At 38.5% G+C, this 15,642-nt stretch carries 14 protein-coding genes; 3 read left to right on the plus strand and 11 right to left on the minus strand.

Annotation, left to right across the window (positions count from 1 at the left end; all coding sequences use genetic code 11):
* Positions 1-114: 114 nt before the first annotated feature.
* From HMPREF1514_RS09435 to HMPREF1514_RS03570, 3 genes are all read left to right on the plus strand, one after another.
* Positions 115-414, plus strand: coding sequence for a hypothetical protein (locus HMPREF1514_RS09435; RefSeq protein ID WP_156921866.1), 300 nt, complete (start codon positions 115-117; stop codon positions 412-414).
* Between the two features lie 119 nt (positions 415-533).
* Positions 534-1,076, plus strand: coding sequence for a biotin transporter BioY (locus HMPREF1514_RS03565; RefSeq protein WP_003069700.1), 543 nt, complete (start codon positions 534-536; stop codon positions 1,074-1,076).
* A 148-nt stretch (positions 1,077-1,224) separates the two neighbouring features.
* Positions 1,225-1,698 carry a GNAT family N-acetyltransferase gene (locus HMPREF1514_RS03570; protein ID WP_003069702.1) on the plus strand — a complete coding sequence of 158 codons (474 nt, stop codon included), beginning with the start codon at positions 1,225-1,227 and terminating at the stop codon, positions 1,696-1,698.
* Positions 1,699-1,906: 208 nt separating this feature from the next.
* Here the strand turns inward: HMPREF1514_RS03570 and HMPREF1514_RS03575 are convergent, their stop codons facing one another.
* From HMPREF1514_RS03575 to HMPREF1514_RS03625, 11 genes are all read right to left on the minus strand, one after another.
* Complete coding sequence (locus HMPREF1514_RS03575; RefSeq protein ID WP_037597293.1) at positions 1,907-2,689, minus strand: nucleotidyltransferase domain-containing protein; 783 nt, start codon at positions 2,687-2,689, stop codon at positions 1,907-1,909.
* Between the two features lie 145 nt (positions 2,690-2,834).
* Positions 2,835-5,240 (minus strand): phenylalanine--tRNA ligase subunit beta, encoded by a 2,406-nt coding sequence (pheT, locus tag HMPREF1514_RS03580; protein WP_037597294.1) that lies wholly within the window; start codon positions 5,238-5,240, stop codon positions 2,835-2,837.
* Positions 5,241-5,376: 136 nt separating this feature from the next.
* Positions 5,377-5,904: a GNAT family N-acetyltransferase gene (locus tag HMPREF1514_RS03585; protein ID WP_037591094.1), complete on the minus strand. Its 528-nt coding sequence runs from the start codon at positions 5,902-5,904 to the stop codon at positions 5,377-5,379.
* Between the two features lie 4 nt (positions 5,905-5,908).
* Positions 5,909-6,955, minus strand: a complete 1,047-nt coding sequence (pheS, locus tag HMPREF1514_RS03590) for a phenylalanine--tRNA ligase subunit alpha (protein ID WP_003069711.1) — start codon at positions 6,953-6,955, stop codon at positions 5,909-5,911.
* A gap of 305 nt (positions 6,956-7,260) precedes the next feature.
* On the minus strand, positions 7,261-9,126 hold the full coding sequence (locus HMPREF1514_RS03595; protein ID WP_037597296.1) for an ABC-F family ATP-binding cassette domain-containing protein: 1,866 nt from the start codon (positions 9,124-9,126) through the stop codon (positions 7,261-7,263).
* A complete protein-coding gene (locus tag HMPREF1514_RS03600; RefSeq protein WP_006270585.1) occupies positions 9,123-10,322 on the minus strand; it encodes a CCA tRNA nucleotidyltransferase in 1,200 nt (399 codons plus the stop codon). The genes HMPREF1514_RS03595 and HMPREF1514_RS03600 overlap by 4 nt, the downstream gene beginning before the upstream one ends.
* A 280-nt stretch (positions 10,323-10,602) precedes the next feature.
* Complete coding sequence (locus tag HMPREF1514_RS03605) at positions 10,603-11,451, minus strand: DegV family protein (protein WP_037597297.1); 849 nt, start codon at positions 11,449-11,451, stop codon at positions 10,603-10,605.
* Positions 11,452-11,454: 3 nt separating this feature from the next.
* Positions 11,455-11,829, minus strand: a complete 375-nt coding sequence (locus HMPREF1514_RS03610) for a DUF1149 family protein (RefSeq protein ID WP_003069715.1) — start codon at positions 11,827-11,829, stop codon at positions 11,455-11,457.
* Positions 11,830-11,990: 161 nt separating this feature from the next.
* The gene (locus tag HMPREF1514_RS03615) at positions 11,991-13,940 is read right to left on the minus strand and encodes a PTS fructose transporter subunit IIABC (RefSeq protein ID WP_037597300.1); all 1,950 of its coding nucleotides are present in this window, start codon (positions 13,938-13,940) and stop codon (positions 11,991-11,993) included.
* A complete protein-coding gene (pfkB, locus tag HMPREF1514_RS03620; protein ID WP_037597302.1) occupies positions 13,937-14,848 on the minus strand; it encodes a 1-phosphofructokinase in 912 nt (303 codons plus the stop codon). Before pfkB ends, HMPREF1514_RS03615 begins: the two co-directional genes overlap by 4 nt.
* The gene (locus HMPREF1514_RS03625; protein WP_037566155.1) at positions 14,845-15,588 is read right to left on the minus strand and encodes a DeoR/GlpR family DNA-binding transcription regulator; all 744 of its coding nucleotides are present in this window, start codon (positions 15,586-15,588) and stop codon (positions 14,845-14,847) included. The genes pfkB and HMPREF1514_RS03625 overlap by 4 nt, the downstream gene beginning before the upstream one ends.
* Positions 15,589-15,642: the final 54 nt, after the last annotated feature.

Consider the following 15,642-nt stretch of genomic DNA (forward strand, 5'->3'; position numbering starts at 1 on the left):
CCATAACTTAATCCGAGTTCAGACATACAAAAAGGGAGTGGGACAGAACTCAAAATTAAAAATTTTAAGTTCGTAGTCCCACCCCCGCAAAGATGATTAGGAACTCTTGCGAGCTTGAACAACGAAGAAAGAGTCCAATCAGCTACTGCGTCATTTGTTTATCACGAAACTCTTTCAGAAGTTGAAAACTTTTGTCCCAGCCTCCCTTTTTTCTTTGATTTTTTAGTCGATAAAGATGTAAATCTTTGTTCTGATCATATCAAACCTATTTTAGGAGGTTTTCCTATGAAAAAAGTAAAAATAATTCTTGTAACTATCTTACTTATCTTTTTAAATATCTTTGGACTAATTGCATTTTTGATATTATACTTTCGCAACAAAAATAAAGGAAAAGTAATATACCGCAAAAAATAATTAAACTACTTCGACAAAAGGTGAATTCAGTTTATGCTTTCACCTTTTTATTTATTACTTGACATTTTTCGTATTTACTTTATAATAGTTACCATATTATAAAGTAAAGGGTTACAATAATGAAGAAATCATTTACACTTGTCCTGCCAGCTATTGGTGCAGCTTTGATAACTGTCCTTGCTCAGATTACCATTCCTATCGGTCCAGTTCCTTTTGCTCTGCAAAATATGGCAGTTGGCTTAATAGCCACTATTTTTCATCGAAAAGAAGCTCTATTAGCAGTTACACTTTATCTTCTTTTAGGTGCTATTGGACTCCCTGTTTTTGCAGGCGGAAGTGGCGGATTGCAGGCACTTGTTGGACCAAACGCAGGCTATCTCTGGTTTTACTTGTTCTATGCTTTGGTAACAGCTGGTCTGATTTCAAAAGATAGCAGTTTTTTAACGATTTTCTTAGCCAATCTACTCGGAGATGCTCTGGTTTTTGTCGGCGGCGTACTTGGTTTAATGTTATTAGCAAGATTTAGCTTAGATAAAGCTATCACTGTTGGAATTATTCCTTTTATCCTACCAGATCTCATAAAACTTATCGTAATTAGTCTTGTTACTATTCCTATTTTTAAAAATTTAAAAAACCATCCTTACTTTAAGCTAATAAAATAAATATTGTACAAACAATCTTAAAACTCGCTCATAGCAGGTTATTTTTATATGACTCAAAAATTTTTTGAATTTTGTTCTTAACAAAAATGACTGATAGTCATATAATATTTTATATAAAAATGACCGGCGGTCACAAAAGGAGTTCACTATGCCTATTAGAAAAGCAATCCCAAGCGATATTCCAGTACTCAATCATCTTTTAGAGCAAGTCTTGCTTGTTCATCATAAAGTCCGACCAGATATTTTCAAAGAGAGTGGTCGCAAATTCAACGATGAACAGTTGAAAACACTGATGTCTCAGGAAAATACACCAATCTTTGTCTTTGAAAATGAAGAAGGAAAAATCTTAGGTCATCTCTTTTGTATCATTAAAGAACCACAAAGTCTCGCACAAACACCTATCAAAACGCTTTTTATTGAAGACCTTTGCGTTGATGAAAATGCTCGTGGTCAAAAAATTGGTGAGCAACTCTGCCATTTTGCAGAAGAATTTGCCCAAGAAATTGGCTGTTACAACTTAACCCTTGATGTATGGAATGATAATGTCGCTGCCTTGCGCTTTTATGAACGTTTAGATCTAAAGCCCCAACAAACAATCATGGAAAAAATTTTAAAGAAATAGGAAAAATTCATGAATTAGAGAGAAGAAAATAAAATGACTACACGGCAAACATTGCTAGATACAGCCGATCAATTGATTGCCCAAAATATTTTTGACTCTCTCTGCAGAAGAAACTACTAAAGGAGCTTTTTATAATGATTTCAAGAAAAATCTACTAAATACAAAAAACGGCTTAAACCGTTTTTTTTATACTCAATTCCAGCCGATTTTATGATAAAATTCTCTCTAAATTTACAATTATTTCTCTTAATTGTTTTGCAAGAATTTCAGGACTAGCAGTGATGCTCATTAATAAGGCATTTAAAGATTTCTCAAATTGATTGGGAAGAAGGCTTGCATGAGCTTTTGCATACGACATCATTCTCTTTTCGCCGGGGTGGGTCAATTCATTAACTGCAAAAATAATGTCAAAATAGGATTCTAAAAAAGCTGTAACACGGTGATTAACGCTAACAAAGTCTTTTCGTTTTGCTGCTTTTAAAATCTGCGTATCGTAGGACGGCAAATGTCCGGTTAACAAACTAAGATTTCGTGAAATGATATTGTCTTTTAATTTCGGAGGAAAAGGAACGTTAAACCGTTCTTGCAATTTACCTAATTCTCCATCCGCATCATACAGAATCTTGCAAGTTTTTAAATTGTGCCAAAAGCAGGTAGTGTAGCCATTCCCGGCTTGGTATTTTTCTATAACATTTTCAAGATCTGTTGCAAAATGACAGATATTCCTGTAAAGAATATCAATATCAACACCATTATTTAAGGTACAATCATCTTCCAATTCCCAAAACTGATTGCTCATTTCCATGTAAGAACAATATTTAGTTAAAATCGACTCTCGGCTATTTTCATCTGGAATGCTTGTGCAATAAATATATAAATCATAGTCCGAAGTCTCATCATAAGTTTCTCCACTACGAGAACCTCCTAAAGCAATAGCTGTCACTTCTGGCAAGTCAGAAAATGCTTTCCAAAGTTTCGCAAAAACTGTCATTATTTTCTCCTATGTCAAGTTATTTATAAAAAACTTTGCCCTTATTATACACCATATTTTTTGAAGAAGAAAGATTTACAAGATAAAAATAGAAGTGAGACTAAGAACTAAAATTTTTAGTTCTGTCTCACTCCTAGTTCTAGTATTACCGCACTTCTGCACCAATCGTTTCTTCAAGGGATTTTTGGATTTTTTCCATATAGCGAGCCACTTCTTCATCTTCCAAAGTATCCTCTGGATTTTGGAAAGTCAAAGTGTAGGCCATGGACTTCATACCAAGCCCAAGTTTTTCGCCTGAGAAAACATCAAACAATTTAATATCTGTCAAGCGCTTCACACGAGCAGCTTCAATAGCTGCAACCACCTCTTTGTGGCTGATTTCTGCTTTAAGAAGCAAAGCAATATCACGTGTTACAGCTGGGAATTTAGTAATTTCTACAAATGGTTTTCCTGGTTGAATCGCTTTTTCAATAGCTGTTAAGTTGATTTCTGCTACATACGTTTCTGGGATATTATAATCCTTAGCAGTTACTGGATGAACTTGACCAACAAAGCCAATGACTTGTCCGTCCAGCAAAATGGCTGCTGTACGTCCCGGGTGCATGCTGGCTAATGCTTGCGTCACTGTGTATTCTACTTTCAGTCCTAGGCGGTCAAACAGTGCTTCCAGAACTCCTTTTGCATAAAAGAAATCAACTGGTACAGCAGAAGTTTGAAAATCTTTTTCAGATACCAAACCTGTCAAAGCAAAGGCAAAGCTATTGATTTCAGTTGGCAATTCTGCTGTTGGATTTCCAGCTTGCTCGAAGACTTTTCCGATTTCGTACAGCGCTAAATCTTTATTTTTTCGTGCAATATTATAAGCAACAGTATCCAAAATACCAGCTACCATATTTTGCCGAAGAACACTGCGTTCTACTGTCATCGGCCACATCAATTCTGTTAAGTTACTTGGCTTCATACTAAATTGCATAGCTTTTTCAGGAGTGGTTAGGGCGTAGCTGATGACTTCCGTCAGACCAGCACCTTCTGCAATAGTACGAACTTTGCGACGAAGTTTTTGGGTCTCTGTTAATTCGCCAGCAGTTCCGTCATCTTTAGGCAATGTTGCCGGCAATCTATCATAACCATAAATACGTGCAATTTCTTCATAAAGGTCAGCTTCAATATGAATATCCCAACGACGAGGTGGTACACTCACTGTGAATTTCTCTGCATTACCAGTAAGACCAAAATCAAGACGGCGAAAAACATTTTCAATATCAGTATAAGTCAATTCTGTTCCAAGCACACGATTGACATCTGCCAATGTTGAAGCAACTTCAACATCCGATGTGTCCACTTGACCTGCTGAAACGATGCCAGCTTGTACATTTGCTCCTGTAAGATCTGCAATCATGCTAGCTGCCGCATCGAGGGCTTCTGTTACTGTTGCTAGGTTAATTCCTTTTTCAAAACGAGAGGATGATTCTGAGCGAAGATTGAGACGCCCACTCGTCTGACGAATGGAAGTTCCATCAAAAACTGCTGCCTCAAGCACTACACGCCTTGATTTAGGGGAGATTTCCGTTTCACTTCCACCCATAATACCAGCCAATGCTACAGGCTTATCTGCTACGGTAATAACAAGATCACTCGTTTCTAAATCACGCTCTTCATCATCAAGAGTTACTAACTTTTCACCTGCACGTGCTTCACGTACGACAATTTGATTATCTTCAAAAGTATCTAAATCAAAGGCGTGCATTGGTTGACCAAAATATAGCAACATATAATTTGTCACATCTACTACATTATTGATTGGGCGAATTCCCTCATTCATAAGTAGATTTTGAAGCCACTGCGGACTTGGAGTAATGGTAACATTCTCTAAAATACGCACTGCATAAAAAGGCGCCTTTTCTGTTTCAATGGCAACAGATAGTTGTTCTGCTGCTTGCCTATCTGTCTCTAGTAACGGAAAATCTTGAAAATGAACTGATTTGTCATAAATCGCTGCAACCTCATATGCTACCCCGCGCATTGAAAGAGCATCCGCACGGTTCGGTGTGATAGAAAGTTCAATAATTTCATCATCCAAGTCAAGATAAGGGAAAACCAAATCCCCTGGTACAGCTTCTTCTGGCAAAATTTGAATCCCTTCAGAAAATTCTTTTGGAACAATCGAGTCAGAGATACCTAATTCTCCAAGAGAACAAATCATTCCAAGAGATTCTAAACCGCGGATTTTTCCTTTTTTAATCTTGTAATTATCCGCAATACGAGCTCCGGGAAGAGCTACCATAACCTTGATCCCTGCTCGTACATTTGGAGCGCCACAAACGATTTGTCGAAGTGCTTCTTCTCCCACGTTCACTTGACATACATGCAAGTGCGTCTCAGGCACATCTTCACAGCTGACCACTTCACCAACGACAATGTTTGACAATCCCTCAGCAGATGAACTAACCCCTTCTACTTCTATTCCTGTTGTTGACATTTTTTCAACTAATTCTTCACTTAGCACATCTACATCAACTAGTTCTTTTAACCATTTATAACTTACTAGCATAATTCATCTATATGAGTACATCAAAATCTTTGAGAATTTTTTGCTTTTTCTCAAAAATTTCACCTCATATTTATTTCCTTTCTTTTAATTCGCAGAGCTATTGAGAACACGAAAACAGTGCTCAACGCTTTCTCAATTATTTTAATTTTTTCCGTATGAGCCAATCAATGTCAACCGTTTCACCTGTCACATATTTATGCTCACTAAAACGCTCAAAACCATATTTAAAGTAAAAGTTTTGGGCCTTAAAATTCTTTTCCCAAACGCCTAGCCACACCCATGAACATTTTCGTTTCATAGCTTCCTGCAGGGCAAATTCAAACATTTCCTTGCCAAAACCTTGTCCTTGATACGGTTTCAAAACATAGATACGATGCACCTCAAAAGCATTCCTCATTGAATAGTCTGCCTCTACTGGTTCAGTCTGTTCCTGCCCCCAGTTAAATTTGAGAAAACCAACAATCTTCTCTGTTTCATCTAACGCAAAATAGGTCTCTGACTCTACCAGTGCCAAATCCTTCTGAATCCGCTCAAGTGAGAGCTCATGCGCAAAATAATCTTGCATGTCTTCTGCCTTGATGTAAGGGCCAAAAGTTTCTAGATAAGTCTGCACTTCTAGTGCTCTTAGAACTTCAGCCTGTTCTTCTTTTACTTTTATTAACATACATTTATTTAAATTGTTCTGAGAACCGAACATCTCCTTGATAAAATCCGCGAATGTCATTGATTCCGTAGCGCAACATAGCCACACGTTCTTGCCCAAGGCCAAAGGCAAAACCAGAATAAACATCCGGATCAATGCCACTCATTTCAAGAACACGAGGGTGCACCATTCCGGCTCCCATAATTTCAATCCAGCCAGTCTTTTTGCAAACATTGCACCCTTGACCACCGCATTTGAAGCAGGAAACATCCACCTCAACAGAAGGCTCTGTGAATGGGAAGTAAGATGGACGCAGACGGATCTGACGCTCTTCACCAAACATTTTTTGCACAATGAGCTCCAATGTTCCTTGAAGATCTGCCATAGAAATATTTTTTCCGACAACTAAACCTTCAATTTGATGAAATTGATGAGAATGCGTTGCATCATCCGTATCCCGTCGGAACACACGCCCTGGCGAAATCATCTTCAAAGGTCCTTTAGAAAAATCATGTGCATCCATCGCTCGAGCTTGAACCGGACTAGTGTGAGTCCGCAGTAAAATTTCTTCTGTAATATAGAAAGTATCCTGCATATCACGCGCTGGGTGGTCTTTTGGTAAATTCATCCGCTCAAAGTTGTAATAGTCTGTTTCGACTTCAAAACCATCTACAACTTGATAACCCATCCCAATAAAAATATCTTCAATTTCTTCACTTGTCTGGCTAAGAACATGACGATTCCCAGCAAGAATTTTCCGACCCGGAAGCGTTACATCTACTGACTCCCTAGCCAGCTGATTAGCAACTTTTTGCTCTTCCAATAGTTTTGCAGATTCTTCAAAAGCAGCGGTCAATACATCCCGTGCTTCATTGACATGTTTCCCGATAATCGGACGCATATCAGCAGAGACATCTTTCATACCTTTTAAAATTTCTGTTAAAGAGCCTTTCTTTCCAAGGACAGAAACACGCAGATTCTGCATTTCTTTTTCATTTTCAGTTGAAATTTTTTTCAGCGACGCCAGAGTTTCTTCTCTAAGCTTATTTAATTGTTCCTCAATGGTTGACATAATTCCTCCAAATATAAAAAACCGCTTGTCAGACTCCATAAGCGGAGCGTTGACACGCGGTACCATCCGTTTTCATCTGGTTTTCCAGACCTTAATTCTAAATCCCTTTGCAAGTGAATTCACCTAGTTTTCATCTAAAGAACTCTCAGTCTCTGGTTCTTCTCCCTGTCAAACTTCCCCTAAGCTACTAGTCTTGCGGATTCTTATTTAATTAATTGGTATTATACCAAATTTTATAGGATTTGTAAATAGAGCTTATTTAAAGATGTAATGATACTCATGATACATATATGTAGCTGTTAATTCTATACTAACTCACTCAAGTATTCGTAGCGCTCATATTTCTCCAAAAGGAAATCATTTTTAACATCCAGTTCTTTTTGGAGTTCAGCGAGTCGACCAAAGTCCGAAGCATATTCCAGCATTTTCCGCTCAATAGTTGCAATTTCCTCTTCAAGTTTCTCTATATCACCCTCAATAGACTCCCACTCCTGCTTTTCAAAATAGCTCATGCGCTTCTTCTCCTCACGCACCTTCACTGGCTTTTCCTTTCCAGTCTTTTGGGAAATGGCAGAACTCTCAGCCAGAAAAGCTTTTTCATCTAAATAATCCGTATAATTACCGAAGTACTCTCTGATAGTTCCCTCTTCAAAAGCTAAAATCTTATCTGCTACTTTATCAAGGAAATACCGATCGTGACTAACAGTAATAACTGGTCCAGCAAAACTCTGCAAAAAGTTTTCCAGTACTGTTAGAGTTGCAATGTCCAAATCATTGGTTGGTTCATCAAGAAGCAAGACATTCGGCTTTTCCAAGAGAAGTTTCAGTAGATAAAGACGCTTTTTCTCTCCACCAGAAAGCTTTTCAATCAAAGTACCATGAGTAGAGCGCGGGAAGAGGAATTGCTCCAATAGTTCCGCAATTGACGTTGTTCCATTGCCTATTTTAACCTCCTCAGCCACTTCTTGCAAGAAATTGATAACACGTTTAGACCCATCTAATCCTTCAATTTGCTGTGAAAAATAAGCCACACGAACTGTCTCACCAATCATAAGTTGACCAGATTGAGGTGCTAATTTCCCGGCAATCAGATTGAGCAAGGTCGATTTTCCAACACCGTTATCACCCACAATTCCAAGCCGATCTTTATTTTGAATCAATAAGTTAAAATGAGAAAGAATCTTCTTGTCACCATAAGCAAAGTCCACATTTTTAAATTCAATCACTTTCTTACCAATACGACTGGTTTCGAAATTCATTTCCAAACTACTGTCAGTTATCTGACCCGCTAAATCTTTCTTAAGGTCATGAAAACGGTTGATTCGTGCTTGCTGCTTGGTTGCTCTGGCCTGTGGCTGACGGCGCATCCAGGACAATTCTTGCTTATACAGTTGCTGCTTTTTATGGAGAAGGGCAGCATCTCGCTCGTCTTGTTCTGCCTTCAAACGGACATAATCCTGATAATTTCCTTGATATTCAACTAAACTACCACTGTCTAACTCAAAAATTCGAGTTGAAACAGAATCTAAAAAATAACGATCATGGGTAATAAAAAGAACTGTCTTTTTGGAATTCTTCAAAAAATTCGTCAGCCATTCAATGCTATCAATATCCAAATGGTTGGTTGGTTCATCAAAGAGCAATAAGTCATCATCTCCTAACAGAACTTGCGCCAATTGAACGCGACGTCGCAAACCTCCTGATAAATCGCCAACCTTAGCAGATAAGTCGTTCAAACCCAGCTTAGACAAAACTGTCTTAACTTGACTTTCGATTTCCCAGGCCTGAAGAGCATCCATTTCAGCCATCACTTTCTCTAAACGAGACTGATTATTTTCATCATAGTTAGATAGTAGTAGCTCATACTCACGAATGAGCTGCATTTCTCGTAAATTACTAGACAAAACTGTATCTAGCACCGTTTTATTGTCATCAAAGTGCGGTTCTTGAGTTAAGTAACCGATTTTATAGTCTGAATGAGCAGAAAAGGGATTGACATCCCCGTCAAATCCAGATTTTCCAGACAGAACGTTCAAAAGAGTTGTTTTTCCAGTTCCATTAACCCCAATCAAGCCAATGCGATCCAAACCATGAATAATAAAGGAAATATTTTTAAAAACAGTCTTATCTCCTACCGTTTTAGTCAACTTTTCAACAATAAAGTCACTCATCTTTTCTCCTCTACAAAAGCTAAAATAGCTTCAAGGCAGTTGTCCAAGACGCCATTCACAATAGCCATCTCAATCTCAGTCAAGAGCTGTCCTAAAGCAGGTCCAGGCTTAAAACCAAACTTTTTGATTAACAGGCCACCATTGACGACAATCTCATGTTTATCATGAATCGTTAGTGAATTATAAGTAAGATAAATCTTTTCAAAATCAACAGCTAATCCCTGTGCTTGACGAATTTCTTCTGCTTGTATCATCAGGTCCAGTTCAAAACGATAGCATTCTTCCTTATTCAGAAAATGCGTTTGGCGAATGGTATAAATCGTAACAATTTGCTCTACGCGTTTTTGAAATTCATTTGAAGTTTTCCAATGCTTTAGGAATTTTTTAACATTTTTTACTTGAAGAACCATTAGAAGAGCAGCCCAGGCTTGCTCTGAACTCGTAAATTTAAAATCTGCTTCAACATCAAACATCGTTTCCAATTGTGATTGGCTGCTGCGCATGTCAGGTAAATAATCCGTTGCACCACTGGCAATCAGACTTTTCAATCCTTTACGCCAATAAAACGCTGTCAGTAATTTATCAAATTCAATAAAAGTCCGCTCTACAGAAATTTTTTCTAATAGCGGAGCACACATTTTCATGGCATTGAATGTATCTTTGTCTAACGCAAAACCCAGAGTAGCCTGAAAACGAAATCCTCGCATGATACGCAAGGCATCTTCGGTGAAACGCTCCGAAGGTGTTCCTACAGCACGTAAAATCTGATGTTTTAGATCATTCAATCCTTCAAATAAATCAATCACATTCCCTGTTTCATCTAAAGCCAAAGCATTGATCGTAAAATCGCGCCGCTTTAAATCTTCTTTTAGAGAACGAACAAAGGTAACATGACTAGGTCTACGATAATCTACATAAATATCCTCGGTCCGAAAAGTCGTCACTTCGTATTCATGATTATCCTCTAATACTAAAACTGTCCCGTGCTCAATCCCAACATCAATCGTTCGTTCAAAAATACGTTTAGTTTCTTCTGGATAACTGGAACTCGCAATATCCACATCATGAATCGGTCGATTCAATAAGGCATCGCGGACTGACCCACCGACAAAATACGCCTCAAAACCGGCATTCTTGATCTTCTTTAATACTGGTAAAGCCTCCTGAAATTCAGAAGGCAGATTTTCTAATCTCATAATAAATATTCCAATCGTCATATTTTTCTAATCATGATGTGGCTCATTTGAAAATTATTTACTACTTAAACTTAATTGAACACACTATCAGGAAAATCTATCCCTTAGCAAAATTAGGAGCAAGCATATCTCCTAGCCATATTGCCTGTGAAGGTTCGATGAACTTTGTAATTTCATCCCAATCACTCTAACCACAGAAGCAAAGCCATGCTCTTAATACGCTCTATCACCAACTTATAGGCATTTCCCATAAAGCCTTTTAGGATAGGCGAATTGCACCTTAGACAATCGGGATATAAGCAAGAGCAATACTTCCTGCTCCCAAATGAGTTCCAATCACACTGCCAAATGTTGCAATGGGAATTTCTCCAGTAATTCGCTCTTCTACTAATAATTTATGTAGAAGTTCTGCTTTTTCCCGTGCATTTCCATGAATAATCATCACCTGGTAATTTCCTTGTGCAGTCTGTTCTCTGACAATCTCAACCAGACGTTTCGTAGCTTTTTTCTCGGTACGAATTTTTTCATAAACCTCAATGACCCCCTCGTCATTAAAGTAAAGAATTGGTTTGATACTGAGCAAGTTTCCAAGAATTGCAGCGCCGTTAGACAAACGACCACCCTTCACCAAGTGATTTAAGTCATCTACCATGATGAAAGCACCAATTCCCTTAATTTGAACTTCAAGATTGTTTAAAATTTGTTCAAACAATAATCCCTGTTTAGTCCAGTTCAAAATATGCTCCACCATCATTCCAAGTGGCGCACTTGTGATTTTTGAATCCGGAAAAGCAATTTCTAAACTTGGAAATTCATCTTTCAAATACTGGATATTTTGATAAAAACCAGAAATTCCACTCGATAAAAACAAACCAATGACATGAGTATAACCTTGTCCTTCTACTAAAGAAAGGATATTTACTAAGCTAGCAATACTCGGTTGGCTCGTCTTTGGCAATTCACTAGAAGCTGCCATTTTTTGATAAAATTCACTAGCAGAAAGATTTTTTCCTTCAATATACTCAACCCCGTCTATACTAACGGGAATATCTAGGACAAATAAATGCTCATTTTCGACTACTTTATTATTTAAATATGCAGACGAATCAGTAATTACAGCTAATTTCATGCATTAAAACTCCAAATTGATTCCTGGTAAATCTAAGGCGATTTCTGTCACTTCATAGGTCAAACGATTTAATACAGCCAAACTTGGCTGAGCTAATTGCTCCACCTCATCCTGCTCAAATTCACTCGGTTCGTTCACAATTCGCCCAAGAATATGATTGACTTGCGAGATTGTTCCACTAATGACAAAAGCATCAAAGACAATCATAAAACTCACAATTACAACGATAGAGGTCACTTGCCCCTCCTGATCCTGATTTAACAATTGAAAATTGACGTCCACTTTTGTTTCTGGAGTTCCATTTTCTTTTTCCCATTCTAAATTACGAGCGTCATAATGATATTGACTAACAAATTCTTTTTCACGTTGTAATTCCATTTCGTTTCTCCTCAAAATATGCGTTAGTAAAATTATATCATATTTTCCAGCACCTGACTATTTTAATCAGTATGAAAATCTTCTTCTGCCAATGTTTCTTTTAGGATTAAAAAGGAGTCAGAGAATTTTTTCTCCAACTCCTAGAATGATGAAACTCATCATTATTTATTCAATGGTTTGCGAAGTGCTCCGAATAACACACCACTTACAATTGCGCCAATCAAGATAAAGATGATATAGAGAAGAGCATTTGAAGTAAGTGCAATAACAAAGATACCTCCGTGTGGCGCGATTAGTTTAATACCAGCCATGCCGACAAGGGCACCTGCTAAGGCAGAGCCAACCATAAAGCTTGGAATAGCGCGAGCAGGGTCAGCAGCACCAAATGGAATGGCACCTTCAGTGATGAATGATAGCCCCATAACAATGTTTGTCAAACCTGAATTACGTTCTTCTTCGGTGAATTTGTCTTTGAATAAAAGCGTTGCAACAAAGACTGCTAGAGGAGGAACCATACCACCAGCCATAACTGCTGCCATCACAACTGAACCACCTGTTGAAACAGTTGCTGCAAGAGTTCCTGTACCAAAGATATAGGCCGCCTTATTGAAAGGACCACCCATATCAATAGCCATCATACCACCTACAACGAGTCCAAGAAGGACAGCTGAACTACCAGATAAACCTTCTAGGAAACTATTCAATCCAGTATTGATAGCTGCCATTGGAATATTCACCAATAACATCAAGAAGCCAGTTAGCAAGATTCCCAACAGCGGGTAAAGTAGAATGGACTTGATGCCCTCTAGTGATTTTGGAAGACCACTCAAGGCTTTTTTAAGAAAGTTTACAACGTAACCTGCAAGGAAACCACCCACTAGGGCTCCAAGGAAACCAGAAGGGACGCCAGCAAGAGCAAGGGTTGCTTTCCCGCCTGCTGCAAATGGAATTTTTCCAAAAGCAAGACCTGCCGAAGCCATGCTACCTGCTACAAACCCTGGTGCCAAACCTGGCTTTTCAGCAATAGAATAAGCGATATAACCAGCAAGAACAGGAAGCATAAAGCCAAAAGCCAAACCACCAATATTCTTAAACATAGCTGCAAGCTCATGGTAAGTTCCAAGATTTGCCAATTGATCTTTTGGAACTCCCATCGCTTGGTCAATCAAGAAGGCAATAGCAATCATAATACCACCACCAATAACAAATGGAAGCATTTGGCTAACACCACTCATTAAGTGTTTGTAGAAACCGCCTGCTGCATTCGCTGAAGAGGACGCAGCTGCTTTATTGGCTGCATGATATACCTCTGCTTTTCCTGACAATGCCAAGTTAATCAATTCTTCTGTTTTACGAATACCATCAGCAACCGGACGATTAATCAGTGGTTTCCCATCAAATCGATCCATTTCTACAGCTTTATCAGCTGCAATAATAACTGCTTTTGCTTTTTGAATATCTTCTGCTGTCAGTTTGTTTCCGATACCACTGGCACCATTGGTTTCGACTTTGATACCAACTCCCATTTCGGCGGCTACCTTTTGAAGCGCTTCTTGAGCCATATAAGTATGTGCAATACCTGTTGTACATGCTGTAACTGCAACAAGAAAATCACCATCTTTGCTTGCCGTTTCTACCGTTGCAGACTCTGCTGCTTTATCAGACGCTTGGTCAAATAACGCAATCACTTCGTCTGGTGAAGTCACTTGACGAAGTTTATCTGCAAATCCATCTTTCATCAGGTATTGGGACAATTCTGCAAGTGCAGCCAAGTGGGTATCATTCGCTCCTTCTGGTGCAGCGATCATGAAGAATAAATCTGTCGGTTGCCCGTCTAAACTTTCATAATCCACACCTTTGTTTGATTTTGCAAAGAGAACTGTTGCTTCTTTTACTGCGGCATTTTTGCTGTGTGGCATGGCAATTCCGTCCCCTAAGCCTGTTGACGTTAAAGCTTCACGAGCCAAGATTCCTTCTTTGAATGTTTCAAAATCTGTCACATAACCACTGTCAACTAAACGATGAATCATTTCATCAATAGCAGCTGTTTTTTCAGTCGCTTGTAAATCAAGCAACATCACATCTTTTCTCAGTAAGTCTTGAATCTTCATATTTTTTCTACCTCTACTTTTTCATACGTTTTGTTAATGAAATCGGCTGTCGCCAAATCATCAGAGAAGGTTGTTGCAGTTCCGCAAGCTACTCCCCACTTAAAAGCTTCAACAGCATTTCCTGAACGAACAAATTCACCAGTAAAGCCTGCAACCATGGAGTCACCAGCCCCAACAGAATTTTTTACGATTCCTTTGATTGGCTTTGCAAAATAAGCTCCGTCCTTTGTTACCAAAAGCGCTCCATCACCTGCCATAGAAATAATGACATGTTGGGCTCCCTTGGCTAGAATTTCACGAGCATATTTCTCAATCTCATCCAGCTTTTCCAGCTTCACTCCGAAAATATCACCCAGTTCATGATTGTTTGGTTTGACCAATAATGGCTGAAATTCCAGTGAATCAATAAGTGTTTGTCCTTCAAAATCGCAAACGACCTGTGCGCCAGTTTGTCTTGTTAAACGAATCAACTCTTTATAGACGACATTCCCCAGATTTTTGTTGCTTGATCCTGCAAACACCACTGTATCTTGCTCTGACAGTCCTGAAAGGATCTCTTTCAATTCTGCTAATTGCTCTGGTAAGACGGTCGGACCCGTTCCATTGATTTCTGTTTCAGCATCTGCTTTAATTTTCACATTGATGCGCGTATCCTCTAACACTTGAACAAAATTAGTCGCAATCGCTTCATTTTCCAAAGTATCAGTAATAAATTTTCCAGTAAAACCACCTATAAAGCCAGTCGCTGTGTTATCAATTCCCAAACGTTTGAGCACACGACTGACATTGATGCCTTTGCCACCAGCAAATTTATCATCGCTTTCCATACGATTCACGCTTCCAACATTGACCTTATCCAAACGGACAATATAGTCAATAGAAGGGTTAAGCGTAACAGTATAAATCATACTTCAATAACCTCCGTTTTTTCTTTTATCTTTTCCAATTGCTCATTGGCACATGCACTCGTAATAATGCTAGCACGTTTGATAGGGGCGACTTTCACGAAAGAGGAATGGCCGATTTTTGAAGCATCAGCTAAGATGTAGGTCTGCTTGGCGTTTTCAAGAATCGCTCGTTTGACTGCTCCTTCTTCCATATCAGGTGTTGTATAGAAATTTTCATCAATTCCATTCATACCAATAAAGGCTTTGTTGAAATTCAACTGGCCGATTTGATTCAAAGCAACCCCCCCGATACTAGCGTCTGTTGAGCTTTTAACCACCCCTCCGATAATAACTGTTGGAATGTTTTTCTCAACTAATTTTGTCGCATGGTGGATAGAATTGGTCACAACTGTCATATGTTTATTTGAAAGTTCATTCACTAACAATTCATTTGTCGTTCCAGCATCAATAAAAATAACATCTTGTTCTTGAATCAATTCCGCTGCTTTTTGAGCAATTCGTAATTTATCTTGAACGTTTTTGATAGATTTTTCTTGATTGCTTTCTTCCTCTTGAAGGAAATGAATATTTTCTGCACCACCGTGAATTCGGCGTAGTTTTCTTTCACTCTCCAATTCATCTAAATCTCTACGAACTGTCGATTCAGACGTGTCTAATAGACGAACTAAAGTATCTAGTGAAACAACTTGATGACGATTAATTTCCTCTAAAATTACCTGTTTTCGCTCTGATTTTAAGATAATTCCACCCCTTCCTGCAATCGTTTACAGATTCATTATACACCAATTTATTTC

This window comes from Streptococcus sp. AS20, assembly GCF_000524255.1.
GTDB lineage: Bacteria > Bacillota > Bacilli > Lactobacillales > Streptococcaceae > Streptococcus > Streptococcus constellatus.

Excerpts from the sequence above, each read along its gene's own strand:
- pfkB (WP_037597302.1), bottom strand. The coding sequence starts at position 14,848 with ATGATTTATACTGTTACGCTTAACCCTTCTATTGACTATATTGTCCGT.
- HMPREF1514_RS03575 (WP_037597293.1), bottom strand. The coding sequence starts at position 2,689 with ATGACAGTTTTTGCGAAACTTTGGAAAGCATTTTCTGACTTGCCAGAA.
- HMPREF1514_RS03615 (WP_037597300.1), bottom strand. The coding sequence starts at position 13,940 with ATGAAGATTCAAGACTTACTGAGAAAAGATGTGATGTTGCTTGATTTA.
- HMPREF1514_RS03610 (WP_003069715.1), bottom strand. The coding sequence starts at position 11,829 with ATGGAATTACAACGTGAAAAAGAATTTGTTAGTCAATATCATTATGAC.
- HMPREF1514_RS03600 (WP_006270585.1), bottom strand. The coding sequence starts at position 10,322 with ATGAGATTAGAAAATCTGCCTTCTGAATTTCAGGAGGCTTTACCAGTA.
- HMPREF1514_RS03570 (WP_003069702.1), top strand. The coding sequence starts at position 1,225 with ATGCCTATTAGAAAAGCAATCCCAAGCGATATTCCAGTACTCAATCAT.
- pheS (WP_003069711.1), bottom strand. The coding sequence starts at position 6,955 with ATGTCAACCATTGAGGAACAATTAAATAAGCTTAGAGAAGAAACTCTG.
- HMPREF1514_RS03585 (WP_037591094.1), bottom strand. The coding sequence starts at position 5,904 with ATGTTAATAAAAGTAAAAGAAGAACAGGCTGAAGTTCTAAGAGCACTA.
- HMPREF1514_RS03565 (WP_003069700.1), top strand. The coding sequence starts at position 534 with ATGAAGAAATCATTTACACTTGTCCTGCCAGCTATTGGTGCAGCTTTG.
- pheT (WP_037597294.1), bottom strand. The coding sequence starts at position 5,240 with ATGCTAGTAAGTTATAAATGGTTAAAAGAACTAGTTGATGTAGATGTG.
- HMPREF1514_RS03605 (WP_037597297.1), bottom strand. The coding sequence starts at position 11,451 with ATGAAATTAGCTGTAATTACTGATTCGTCTGCATATTTAAATAATAAA.
- HMPREF1514_RS03595 (WP_037597296.1), bottom strand. The coding sequence starts at position 9,126 with ATGAGTGACTTTATTGTTGAAAAGTTGACTAAAACGGTAGGAGATAAG.